General features: G+C 51.0%; 13 protein-coding genes and 1 pseudogene. 9 read left to right on the top strand and 5 right to left on the bottom strand.

Features of this window, described 5'->3' with window-relative positions; all coding sequences use genetic code 11:
- The 4 genes and pseudogenes from FPZ45_RS25525 to FPZ45_RS09960 all read left to right on the top strand — a co-directional run.
- A pseudogene (locus tag FPZ45_RS25525) lies at positions 1-198 on the top strand (IS4 family transposase); the annotation flags it as partial.
- 460 nt (positions 199-658) lie between these two features.
- Positions 659-1,333: an HAD family hydrolase gene (locus tag FPZ45_RS09970; protein WP_246120395.1), complete on the top strand. Its 675-nt coding sequence runs from the start codon at positions 659-661 to the stop codon at positions 1,331-1,333.
- A 20-nt stretch (positions 1,334-1,353) separates the two neighbouring features.
- On the top strand, positions 1,354-2,274 hold the full coding sequence (locus tag FPZ45_RS09965; protein ID WP_144700784.1) for a PH domain-containing protein: 921 nt from the start codon (positions 1,354-1,356) through the stop codon (positions 2,272-2,274).
- 26 nt (positions 2,275-2,300) lie between these two features.
- Complete coding sequence (locus FPZ45_RS09960; RefSeq protein WP_144700782.1) at positions 2,301-3,203, top strand: aldo/keto reductase; 903 nt, start codon at positions 2,301-2,303, stop codon at positions 3,201-3,203.
- 15 nt (positions 3,204-3,218) lie between these two features.
- On the opposite strand, the gene FPZ45_RS09955 is transcribed toward FPZ45_RS09960, so the two are convergent.
- Entirely contained in the window at positions 3,219-4,385 is a 1,167-nt protein-coding gene (locus FPZ45_RS09955) for an acyltransferase family protein (RefSeq protein WP_144700780.1), read from the bottom strand.
- A 242-nt stretch (positions 4,386-4,627) separates the two neighbouring features.
- Here FPZ45_RS09955 and FPZ45_RS09950 point away from each other — a divergent pair, with 242 nt between their 5' ends.
- Positions 4,628-4,984 (top strand): response regulator transcription factor, encoded by a 357-nt coding sequence (locus FPZ45_RS09950; RefSeq protein WP_222430768.1) that lies wholly within the window; start codon positions 4,628-4,630, stop codon positions 4,982-4,984.
- Here FPZ45_RS09950 and FPZ45_RS09945 read toward each other — a convergent pair.
- Both FPZ45_RS09945 and udk read right to left on the bottom strand, forming a co-directional pair.
- Positions 4,959-5,393, bottom strand: a complete 435-nt coding sequence (locus tag FPZ45_RS09945) for a sensor histidine kinase (RefSeq protein WP_144700776.1) — start codon at positions 5,391-5,393, stop codon at positions 4,959-4,961. The two genes, FPZ45_RS09950 and FPZ45_RS09945, sit on opposite strands and share 26 nt — an antisense overlap.
- A 152-nt stretch (positions 5,394-5,545) precedes the next feature.
- Complete coding sequence (gene udk / locus FPZ45_RS09940; protein WP_144700774.1) at positions 5,546-6,160, bottom strand: uridine kinase; 615 nt, start codon at positions 6,158-6,160, stop codon at positions 5,546-5,548.
- A 1,232-nt stretch (positions 6,161-7,392) separates the two neighbouring features.
- Here udk and FPZ45_RS09935 point away from each other — a divergent pair.
- Entirely contained in the window at positions 7,393-7,578 is a 186-nt protein-coding gene (locus FPZ45_RS09935) for a hypothetical protein (RefSeq protein ID WP_144700772.1), read from the top strand.
- Between the two features lie 129 nt (positions 7,579-7,707).
- Positions 7,708-8,784, top strand: coding sequence for an NAD(P)H-dependent flavin oxidoreductase (locus FPZ45_RS09930; protein WP_144700770.1), 1,077 nt, complete (start codon positions 7,708-7,710; stop codon positions 8,782-8,784).
- Positions 8,785-8,787: 3 nt separating this feature from the next.
- Here FPZ45_RS09930 and FPZ45_RS25300 read toward each other — a convergent pair whose 3' ends face one another.
- Entirely contained in the window at positions 8,788-9,057 is a 270-nt protein-coding gene (locus tag FPZ45_RS25300; protein WP_186438330.1) for an SHOCT domain-containing protein, read from the bottom strand.
- 153 nt (positions 9,058-9,210) lie between these two features.
- On the bottom strand, positions 9,211-9,594 hold the full coding sequence (locus FPZ45_RS09920) for a hypothetical protein (RefSeq protein WP_144700766.1): 384 nt from the start codon (positions 9,592-9,594) through the stop codon (positions 9,211-9,213).
- A 177-nt stretch (positions 9,595-9,771) separates the two neighbouring features.
- Here FPZ45_RS09920 and FPZ45_RS09915 point away from each other — a divergent pair, with 177 nt between their 5' ends.
- Both FPZ45_RS09915 and FPZ45_RS09910 read left to right on the top strand, forming a co-directional pair.
- The gene (locus tag FPZ45_RS09915; protein ID WP_144700764.1) at positions 9,772-10,866 is read left to right on the top strand and encodes a glycosyltransferase family 2 protein; all 1,095 of its coding nucleotides are present in this window, start codon (positions 9,772-9,774) and stop codon (positions 10,864-10,866) included.
- 3 nt (positions 10,867-10,869) lie between these two features.
- A complete protein-coding gene (locus FPZ45_RS09910; protein WP_144700762.1) occupies positions 10,870-11,481 on the top strand; it encodes a glycerol-3-phosphate acyltransferase in 612 nt (203 codons plus the stop codon).
- The last annotated feature ends 9 nt before the right edge of the window (positions 11,482-11,490 follow it).

Genomic DNA, 11,490 nt, shown 5'->3' with positions numbered 1-11,490 from the left:
TATGGTCAGTTGTATACGGCGTTAATCGTTTATGTCCTGCTAAAATACGTGTTCGATCAAGGAAACGCAACCGTCCATTGGAGCGCACGGTTGACGTTTGCCGATTTTGATCGCTTATTTAGTCTACAGACATTACCCCTGGAATGGGTGATCTATGTAGCTAACCATCTGATGTTCCCTCTCCCATCATCTGGTTAATCAACAGGCTTGGACTAAACCTAACTAAATCCAGCAAAATCGCATCCCGGCTGCCTCCAGTCCGGCGAAACCTAACTATATCCTGCATAATGTTAAAAGTCGGCCCTTAGAGGCCGGCTTTTAACGTGGAAAGAAATAGGGGGCTATGTATAATAGAAGAATAAAGTAGATAATAAATACGAGTGACCTATGCAAATATTGTCATCCTAATCCAATCTAACGGAAACCAGTGTCGCTATTTCGTCGAAATCCAAGCTGCTCAAAATCTAGCGGAAACAGGAGACCTTATTAGGGCACATAAAGCATGAATCCGGCCTTTTGTGAGCAAATAACGTCTGTCAGTTCCGTTAGAGTTTGGATCGGTGGATAGTCGAGCAAATAGGGGCTGTCACATCCGTTAGTTTGAGTGGATCAGACAGGAATGGGTCAGCCGTAGATAAAAAATAGGAGAGTGGGAGATTTGGCGATTAAAGCGGTTGTGTTCGACTTGGACGGAACTTTATTGGATACAGAGACATGCGAATACGAAATTATCTCCGGCATCTATGCGGAACATGGACAAGAACTGCCTCTCGAAGTATGGGCCGAATGCATCGGAACGATCGGGGGATTCGACCCGTATGCCGATCTGGAAGCCAGAGCGGGACGTAAGCTTGACCGCGAGGCGCTGCAAATTCTGCATAGAACCCGGCATGAAGAGGGTGTGAAGAACATTTCGTTATGTTCGGGAGTGTTGGACCGGCTGGAGGAGGCGCGACGGTTGGGCTTAAAGATCGGTCTGGCTTCCAGTTCGCGCCGGGAGTGGATCGAGAAAAACCTGGAGCGGCAGGGCATCCGCGAATATTTCGAGATCATTCGTTCGTCGAATGACGTGGAACGGGTCAAACCGGATCCGGCGCTGTACAGGCTTGCCGTGGAAGCGCTCGGCGTGCGCGCGGACGAAGCGATCGCGATCGAAGATTCGAGGAACGGGCTGCGTGCCGCCAAAGCCGCAGGGTTATGGGGACTCGTCGTCCCGAATCCGGTGACGGCACATTTGGACTTCTCGGAAGCGGATCGGATCGTCGGCAGCTTAGAAGAGCTGACGTTCGAGGAATTGCTAAACGACTTCGAGGCCAAGCAAAACGTAGACTAATGGCTGCCTGAATGGAGTAGATGGATTTGTTGACTGCAATATTTTTGGCGGCGGGCGCCATTATTTGTGTCGTCATGCTAGCTACGTATAAACCGCAAGCGAAGTACAAGAACGGCATGCTGTTTGCCGTCATGTTGCCGGCTCATGCAATGGACCATGAGGGCATTCGCGACATTCAAGCGCGATTCAATAAGCAGTTCAATCGAACCGGCGCATGGATCGCTCTGAGTCTCATTCCTTTTCTTTTGCTGATCCGGTGGCACACTTACCAATCGATATATTTTTTCGCATGGATTTTCGCGATTTGCTTCGTTTTCGTCGTTCCGTTTCGCCGGGCCTTCCGAGACACGTTGGCATTGAAGCGCGAGAACGATTGGTTTGTCGGCAAGAAGCTCGAACAGGACGGCACGGTCGTCTACACGGACGATGACGAATATTGGGGGAACGGCTTCACGTATCATAATCCGCATGACAAAAGAATTCTCGTCACGAAGCGGGTCGGGATCGGACAAACCGTCAATACGGCGACAGGGGTCGGCAAACTCATCATTTGGGGAACCGTTGGCGTCTCGGCGGCGCTTCTGATCGGCGTCTCGTTTATGCTGATCCGATCCGAGCTGACGTCGCCGACTCTTACCGTAACGCCGGAGCATCGGATCGAAATCAAATATCCAATGTATTCCTATGATTTCGATATGGCGGACGTTAAGGAAATCGCGCTCGTCGACAGCGTGCCTTCGGGTATGAAGACGAATGGGGAAGGGACGAATCAGGTTGCTCGCGGGCATTTTCGCTTGAAGGATTTGGGCAAGGCGAGATTATATATTTTCAAGAACAATCCCCCTTATATCCGCATCAAGCTGGAGGACGTCTATATCTTCTATAACGACAAGGACCCGCGGGTGACGGAGCAACTGTACGAGCAACTGCGTAATGAGTAAGTTCAAACAGAGGAGTTGAATTGTCGATGAAAATGAATCTTCTAGGCTCGTCTGGTTTAAAGGTGAGCGAGATCGGCCTGGGTTGCATGTCGCTGGGAACAGACGAGCGCAAGGCCGTTGCCCTCGTTCATGAAGCGTTGGATCGGGGCGTTAATTTTCTGGATACCGCGGATTTATACGACGATGGCCGTAACGAAGAGATCGTGGGCAAGGCGATCCAGGGCCGCCGCGATCGGGTTGTATTGGCCACGAAAGTCGGCAATCGGCGGTTTCCCGGACAGGATGGCTGGACATGGGATCCGTCGAAGACCTATATCCAGTCGGCGGTAAAGGAAAGTCTGAGAAGGCTAGGAACGGATTATATCGACTTGTACCAGCTTCACGGAGGGACGGTCGACGATCCGATCGACGAAACGATAGAAGCATTCGAAGAGCTAAAGTGTGAAGGCGTCATTCGCGCATACGGAATTTCCTCCATTCGGCCGAACGTGATACGCGAATATGTCGCCCGTTCTTCGATCGCGAGCGTCATGAACCAATACAGCATTGTAGACCGCAGAGCGGAAGAAGAAGTTCTCCCCTTGTTGCGAGAACATGGAATTAACGTCATTGCGAGGGGGCCGGTGGCCAGCGGAGCGCTCGCGCACAATCGGACTCCGGCCAAAGGTTATCTGGATTACGGGCTAGAGGAATTGCAGTCTCTTCGGGAGGAGTTGAAGGCGTTCGTGATGACCGAACGAAGCTTGTCGCAACTCGCGATTCGTTATTCGCTTAGCCATCCCTCCGTTGCCGTCGCGATCCCGGGAGCTAGTTCCCGGGATCAACTGCTTCAGAACATCGCGGCGACGAACGCTCCCGAACTGTCTGAGGAGGACATTCAAGCCATTCGCCGCATAAGCAAAGCCAATCGGTATGAGGCTCATCGGTAGCAGATGTGCTAAATATTAGTTGCTGGAATGACGTACTTTTCCTCGAGGCCCGAGGGGTATTTTCGTAAATACTCTTGAAGATTCGCGAATCAGTGACGATATCGCAAAGGAAAGGACGACCGAAGTGCAGCCGACTAATCCGAACTTCAGCAGGGGATGCCAACTCAGATCGCGAAGCGCGAAAGCCGTATAGGTGACGATCGGCGCATGGATGATAAAGGCGGTAAAAGCGTTAGCCGAGAGCCAATGCGTCATCTTCGTTGCAGAGCCATTGCGACGATCGCGGAACCCGACGAGAAGCGAATAAGAGATTCCCAGACCTAACAAGGGATCGATGATCGCGTAGAAGACTGCTTGCCAGCTCATGCCTCCCATGAATGCCGAGACATCTCCGTCCAATGCGCCGCCAGCCGCCATTCCAGCGGGGAATAAAACGATCATGACGATGTTAGCCCATTTCCATTTTTTTGCCGTCGTTTCTTTAAGCTGTTGAAGCCATCCTCCGCGATATGCCGCGACTCCTGCCATGAATAAACCGATATAGGCCGGAAAATAACCGAGCTGTAGGTTCAGAACTTCGGTTCCGACGGGGAAGACCAAACGAATGGCGAAGTTGGCGACCATGACTGCGGCAAGATACACGACCGTTACCCGAAAGGTCAGCGCGACGGGGGGCTTCGAAACGCCGCGACTTTCCGCCAGCTTGCGAAATCCAATATAACCTGCGAAGAAGAGCAGCAAGGCGAACAGGTACCATAAGGGTCCTATTGAGAAATCGATCGCTCCCCGCAAGGGATTTGATAATACTTCCGTCCGCAAATATTCGCCGAATGAGCCTTCGTACCCGATGGATACGTATCTAAGAAGCGGAGCGATGAGCAACATATAGCAGATAAGCGGAACTCCGAAACGGTACAACCGCGCCTTCAGGAACCTTCCAGCTCCTCTGCGATCGTATGAAGCGGGCGTAACATATCCGGAAACGAAGAAAAACAGGCCCATGAAGAACGTCTGGTTCACCCCGGTGAACGTGGATAGCAGCGCGTTAGCCGCAATATCGTCCTGATGCTCATAATAGAACCATCCTCCGGACCCTCCATATACGATAGAGGAGTGGTGAAGAACGACGAGAACCGTCAAGAATACTTTTAACCGATCGAGACAAACCATTCTTTGCACCATGATTGGCAGCCCCTTTCAAATTCCTTGCTCTTATGCTACCACGGTGGCGGATGTATTTACACCGAAAAAGACCGGAAAATCGCGCAAAAGAACTTTCGGTACGAGAGTGGATTCTTTCGGCGGGAATGGGGACGATTGCGGTGCGAACAGGCGGCCGATTATATATAGTTACTATGAAAAAGCACGCTCGTACTATCCGGTTTAATCTTCGCGTGACGACTTCATCCAGCGGAGCGGTCTGCATGCTCGAGAAGTCTATTGGCGAACGGGAGTTTATCGGCAGTTTGCAGCTGGTCATGCAGCAGCTTGCCGTCATTCCCCTTCATCTGGCTAGGCAGCTAAGAACGAAAGGATATCGCTTCGCATCGCCGTATCCGGAAAGCGATAACGAGAGCCGGACTTTATCGGACAAAGAAGCGACCGTATTAAAGCTAATCTCACAAGGGTACAAAAATAAAGACATTGCGGACCGGCTATTCATGAGCCAGCGCAATGTCGAATATGTGATTTCCCGCTTGTTCGAGAAGTCGGGCGCGTCCTCGCGTCAGGAGGCGGTCTTGAAAGGAATCGAGCTCAAATGGTTAAATCTGATCGATTAGCCTGAATAGGTATGGAACAATGAATGACGACGCCTTGACCGAGCGCGGAACGAATCTCCAGTTCCCCGTCGATCATGCGGATCCGCTCCACGATGCCTCTTAATCCGAACCGATTCCCGGCTTCGGCTTCCTTGTCGGTCTCGGTTGCCATACCTTTGCCGTTATCCGCGTATCGGATATAAATTCCGGCCTCTCCATCTTGCCCGACTTCCAGTATTACTCGATTAGCCTGCGAGTGCTTCATGGCATTGTTGATGAGCTCTTGCACGACGCGGTAGCTCGTCGTGTTCTGCTCGTCGCTAAGCGACGCGATGATGGGCTCGGCTTGAAACTCTAATTGAAAATCCACGCGCAATCGGGTTTTGTCCACTAGTCCTGCCACAGCGATCTGTAATGTTCGATCGAACAACTCTTAATCGTCTCAACCCAGATGGGATCGATTGCTCAGATGCGATTAGTAATTTTAAGCACAGAATGAAATTTCTGAAGACGGGTGGAATTCAACCGATCGCAAGGTTTTGTAGGCGCCTCCTTGGGTTCACTGCGATAGGAGGCACGGGTTTAGCTTTGCAAATACTTTTCCGTCAGCACGGACAGCATCTGGATGCCGATCTCGTTTTCCCCGCCTTCGGGGATGATGATGTCGGCGTATTTTTTGGACGGCTCGATGAACGCTTCGTGCATGGGCTTCACCGAGGTCAAATATTGGTTATGGATCGACTGGATCGTCCGCCCTCGTTCCTCGATGTCGCGCAGCACGCGGCGAAGGATGCGCACGTCGGGGTCGGTGTCCACGAACACCTTAATGTCGAGCAGCTCGCGCAGTTTTTCATCCGACAGCACGTGAAGCCCTTCGATGATGACGATGCCGTTCGGCTTCAGTTCGACCGTCTCCAAAGGGGAACGAGCGTCGACCGTAAAGTCGTAGACAGGGGCGTAAGCAGTTCGTCCCTCCCGCAAAATCGCCAGATGCTCGATCAGCAGTTCATTGTCGAAGACGAGCGGATGATCGTAGTTGATCGCTCTGCGTTCCTCCGGGCTAAGATGAGCATGGTCTTTATAATAATTGTCCTGAGAAATAAAGGTGACTTTGTCCTGTCCCAGGCGATCGATGACGGAGCGGGCGACCGTCGTTTTGCCGGAACCCGTGCCTCCGGCGATCCCGATAATCAGCATGGTGTATACGAACCTCCTGCAGAGGATGAAAAATGCAAACACCGTATTGTAACATAGCTAATCGGTTTTTTCACGTTGGGATGACATGGCGATGCTTCTATGATATGGTGTACGTAACCCAAGGGCATTCTACTCGTCAGAGTGGAGTGCCTTCGATTTTATGACTAGCCAAGCTCCGTCCCGCCAATGCTGCATTTTGCGACAATGAGAGGCTTTTCGATTACAAACCGGCCGATCGTCCTGTTGTAGTTGTCGCCACCGCGATGGCGTCACGATAGTGACAGCGACAACGACATATATTCCTATATGCTAATGCATTTATATACATAATTATACCGTTCACCGAGAACCGAACGCCTTTCAATTGCAAGTGTCGAATCAACGCGAATAATAGCGGAATTGTAACCATAGTCGAGCAAAAGGTTATGAAAGTGTTAATTAATCGTATTACAAGTGTAAAAACGGAATAATCTGAATATTTAGTTTAATCGGCGAATGGGCTATAATGAAGACAGCAAAACAACCAAGCTTCATTCCATCGATTGTCCTGCTTCAGGCGAAATTTAGGTGACCAAACGGCGGCTCAAGCAATACGAGACGGTCCGGCTCACCCCCAACCGCTTATCGCCTGAACTGTACAATATACATGACGGGAAGAAGGGAGAATCATCCGATGACGTAGCGTAAGGCGAAGCGTGCCAGCATACCTCCCGGCATGCGGGTATCCAAGGGCAAGGGCAAGGAGTAATAGGCAACACATAAGCAAGATGAACGTGAATGGTTACATGCCAAGCATGTTCGAAGTATGAAATCTGAACGAAAGCGCGTGCGGCGCATGTATCGGAGGTTTAACGAATACAAATGAATAGTCGGCTGCAATGCTAGCTCCGGTCATGGGAATCCATGCACGGGGCTAGCGCTTTTTATGACGGGTGGCCTATTCTAACGGAAGTCAGTGCCACTATTTTAACGATATCCATGTTACTCAAAATCTAACGGAAGCCAGAGACCTTATGTGGGCTAGAATAGCATGAATCCGGCCATTTTCGAGCAATTAACGGCTGTCTGTTCCGTTAGAGTTTCTTTCGGCGGATGTTCAAGCAAATAAGTGCGGTCATTTCCGTAAAATCGGGCGATTTTTTTGCGGATCTAATTGTGAAATTAATCACATACAAATGTCCAAGTTACATATACACTTAAGGTGCAAGACAAACAGATAGGGAGTGGTCATCATGGAAGACAAACAAGTGTATACGATCAATTACCTTAAATACTGTTATACATGCCAGCATGCCCATGAATGCGAGACCGAGGGCAAATGCGTTGCCTGCTGGGAGGAAAAAGGGCTGCTGAACAAGGACGGAGAAAAACCGCACGCTGTTACGACGGAAGAGCTTCTCCGAGCATACGCGGAATAATCGTGTTGCCCAATCAGATCGTGAAAGCCTCCAAGGGATTTGGGGGCTTTTTGTCATTTGCGGTATACTTGATATCGAGGAAACCATCGGGCAGGATAATACACTAACCAAACAAAAGAGGCGATTGATTTGAAATTACGATTAGAGACGGAACTGTGCCGAATCCTAAATATTCGTTACCCGATTATTCTGGCAGGTATGGCCGGAGGACCGACGACGGCGAGTTTGGTCGCTGCCGTGTCCAATGCGGGAGGGCTGGGCACGCTAGGGGCCGCGTACATGAGTCCGGAAGCGATACGCGCAGCGATCCACGAGATCCGAGTGCTGACAAAGGCTCCGTTCGCGGTCAACCTCTTCTCGACCAATGCTCGGGACGACAATGAGCGAGTCGGGGAAGTCCAGAGGGGACTGAACCGGATGAGGGATGAACTGCAGATTCCCCATGCCTCAGAGGAGCCGGTGTTCACCCCGGATCGGTTTGAAGAACAATGCTCCGTCTTAATCGAGGAAAAAGTGCCCGTTATCAGCACCGCGTTCGGCCTTTTGCCGGAACGGATTATGAAACAAACCCGCTCTGCCGGGATTCGCGTGATCGCGATGGCGACCACCGTTCGCGAAGCTCTTATGGCCGAGGCCGCCGGCTGCGACGCGATCGTCGCCCAAGGAAGCGAAGCGGGGGGCCACCGGGGAACTTTTGACGTTAAGACTGCCCCTATGGGCGCCAATATCGGCACGATGGCATTAATCCCGCAAATGGTTGATCGCGTTAATCTTCCGGTGATCGCCGCGGGAGGCATCATGGACGGACGCGGGCTCGCGGCCGCTTTAGTCCTTGGAGCGCAAGGCGCGCAGCTAGGCACCCGTTTTCTGACCGCCGCCGAATCGGGAGCGCACCCTTCCTATCAAGAAGCGCTGCTGAAGAGCACGGAGGAATCCACCGTCTTGACCACGGCGTTCTCCGGCCGTCCGGCGCGGGGCATTCGCAATCGTCTCATGCGGGAGTGGGACGAGACAGGACTCGAGCCCCTGCCTTTTCCGACCCAGAACACCGTGACCAGAGACATTCGGAATGCCGCTGCCAGCCAGAACAACGCGGAATATATGTCCCTGTGGGCCGGTCAAGGGACCAGGCAATTGACTGCGGGCCAAAGCGCTTCGGACATCGTGAACGAAATCATGCGCGGAGCGAAAGATATACTGGGGTAGCAGCTAAGCGTTCATTAATTTCCTCTTCAATTTTTCGAATTCTTCATCCGTTATAATTCCCGCATCGCGCAGTTCGGCACCTTTGCGAAGCTCTTCAAGAGCATTGGCGAGCGATGCGGAGGAACTCGGGATGCTCGGAGGGTTCGGGTGTTGAACATTCACCTCTTGAGGAGGAATATCGGCCATGTACTGCTCGATAAGAGTTTTGGCCCGAAGCATGTCCAGGTAGAGCGCTTTCGAAACGACGACAAGAGCTTTCGGATTGGCAAACACTTGATGAAGATTCTCCATGCGATCGTCGGGAGAGTCTTCTCTAGTTTTAAATTCGATATATCCGAAGCGATTAAAGATGAATGATTTCGTTTTTTTTAATTCAAAAGAAAGAAGGTCTTTCATCGGAATGATAGTATCAGGCCTTTGGTACATTTATTTGAACTTTAGCGTGATTTTATCGGGCTCTACGATCAATGCCCCGTTATTCGCTTTGAATTCTGCTGCCAAGAGAGCGGTCGTGGACGGAGGAGCTGGCGGCGCTTGATGGTAGCCCGGGGAAAGATATTGTTCGATGAGTTGCTTGGCCTTTACCATATTTTGATATTGATCGTTGCCGGCGACTTTAATTACGCTTTTATCGGAACTGGGATGATTAAATTTGATATAGCCCAATTGCAAGAAAGCTGGCTTTTGAAGCTCGATCGATGTGATATTCTTCAAATAAATCTCTTCGTCGTCTTCGCCAATATATTTGATCGTAATTTTCAGCGGGTCGACGATGAATTTACCGTTACTGCCTTGAAACGTGTCACTCACAGCAATCCCTCCTAATGGGTTTCATCTTATGGGTTATTTACCACGTTAAAGTTCAGGGAGATAGAAAATAAAGCTTTTTCCTTCAACCTTACAATGAATCCACACCATAGGACTCATGTTCTGATAAAATATAGGAAGATTTATCCACCTCTATATTGGGAAGAGGAGGGATTTCCTATGTTCTTCTGGATTTGGTCCATTCCGCTTCTGCTTTGCTGTTGCGCCGGGTTTTATCTGTTCAGAAGAAATACGATTCCGATCGGTACAGCGATGTCGGCGCAGTCAAGGCGGCTGTCCGTCATAATCCCTGCGCGCAACGAGGAAGCGAACTTGCCCTTTTTGTTGCAGTCACTGAGAGAACAAACCTGGCAACCGTACGAAATTATCGTCGTGGACGATCATTCGTCGGACCGGACCAGGGAGATCGCAGAGAGCTTCGGGGTCAAAGTCATCGCGAACCCGGAACTTCCGCCGGACTGGACGGGGAAAAACTGGGCAGTCTGGAACGGCTATTCGCAGGCTTCCGGTGATCTGATCGCCTTCTTGGACGCCGATATCCGATTGGCTCCGCGCGCGTTGGAGTCGCTGGTAGCGGCAAGGGAGGCAACGGGTGGTGTCTTGTCCGTCGTACCGTACCACTACACCGAGAAATTCCATGAAAGACTCGCATTGATCACGAATATATTAGGCGTATTCGCTTTTATGTCGCCGTTCGAGAAGAATAATCCGAAAAAAGGGCTTTACGGCTCCTTCATTCTTACCGCGCGAGAAGATTACGAGAAGGTGAATGGGCACGAGAGTATAAAATCGGAGGTTCTGGACGATCTCAATCTAGGAGCCAGATACATGCAAGCCGGCATTCGCGTCACCAACTTCATCGGTCGCGGGCTGGTTTCTTTCCGCATGTACGCGCATAGCATCCGCAACGAAGTTGAGGGCTTCAGTAAATCTGCCGTTTTAGGCACGACCAATTTGAAGAAGGGGACGATTTTCCTCGTAGCGGTCTGGGTGGCAGGTCTGCTCGTGTCCGAGGCTGCATGGTTTGCGGTGAGTACTTCATGGGCGATACCGCTTGCGATCGGTTATTTGTTTTATATGCTGCAAATGATTTATTTCGTTAAATATACGGGTCGATTCGGTTACGCGATGCTGCTTCTCCATTTCTTATCCGGTCTATTTTTCATCGTCGTTATTTTGTACTCGACTTATCAAGTATCCGTACTCGGCCACGTATCCTGGAAAGGCAGGCACATCAAAGTGGGAGGCGGATAAGGAATGGTGTGGGGATGGATCGCCGCGGCGTGGCTTTCGGGCTCTTTAATGTTTTCTTACTGGCTCGGCCTGATCGCCCGCCACGATCTGAAAGCGATTGGCGACGGGAATCCGGGCGGAGCCAACTTGATTAAGGCAGCGGGGGTTCAGTGGGGGCTTGCCGGAATTGCGCTGGACTTCCTGAAAGGATATGTACCGCTTGCGCTATTGCTCAAGAACGGCCTTGTAGGAGGCTATGCGCTTATTCCTCTTGCCGCGGCCCCCGTTCTTGGGCATGCTTTTTCGCCGTTCATGAAATTCAAAGGCGGCAAGGCGATCGCCGTAACGTTCGGCGTGTGGAGCGCGCTTACCCATTTTGAAGTGTCGCTTGTGTATGCAATCATTTTGGCTGTGCTTATGGCCATAGATAAAGGCATACGAAAAGGAAGGCCGTCCACCCCGAAGTCGGATGCCTTCCAAGTCGTGTTGGGCATGCTGCTCGTCCCGATCTATTTGTACGCAGCCAACTATTCCGAGGAATTTCTATGGTGCTGGCTCGTCATATTCGCAATATTGGTCCTCACCCACCGGCGTGAAATCGGAATTTTTCTCGGGAGAATCTTCCATCCGCAATGAAGCGTTAAC

This window comes from Cohnella terricola (genome assembly GCF_007786475.1).
GTDB classification, from domain to species: domain Bacteria; phylum Bacillota; class Bacilli; order Paenibacillales; family Paenibacillaceae; genus Cohnella; species Cohnella terricola.
This window is presented reverse-complemented; position numbering and strand designations above follow the sequence as displayed.

Excerpts from the sequence above, each read along its gene's own strand:
- FPZ45_RS09965 (WP_144700784.1), top strand. The coding sequence starts at position 1,354 with ATGGATTTGTTGACTGCAATATTTTTGGCGGCGGGCGCCATTATTTGT.
- FPZ45_RS09960 (WP_144700782.1), top strand. The coding sequence starts at position 2,301 with ATGAAAATGAATCTTCTAGGCTCGTCTGGTTTAAAGGTGAGCGAGATC.
- FPZ45_RS09955 (WP_144700780.1), bottom strand. The coding sequence starts at position 4,385 with ATGGTGCAAAGAATGGTTTGTCTCGATCGGTTAAAAGTATTCTTGACG.
- FPZ45_RS09950 (WP_222430768.1), top strand. The coding sequence starts at position 4,628 with ATGCTCGAGAAGTCTATTGGCGAACGGGAGTTTATCGGCAGTTTGCAG.
- udk (WP_144700774.1), bottom strand. The coding sequence starts at position 6,160 with ATGCTGATTATCGGGATCGCCGGAGGCACGGGTTCCGGCAAAACGACG.
- FPZ45_RS09935 (WP_144700772.1), top strand. The coding sequence starts at position 7,393 with ATGGAAGACAAACAAGTGTATACGATCAATTACCTTAAATACTGTTAT.
- FPZ45_RS09915 (WP_144700764.1), top strand. The coding sequence starts at position 9,772 with ATGTTCTTCTGGATTTGGTCCATTCCGCTTCTGCTTTGCTGTTGCGCC.
- FPZ45_RS09910 (WP_144700762.1), top strand. The coding sequence starts at position 10,870 with ATGGTGTGGGGATGGATCGCCGCGGCGTGGCTTTCGGGCTCTTTAATG.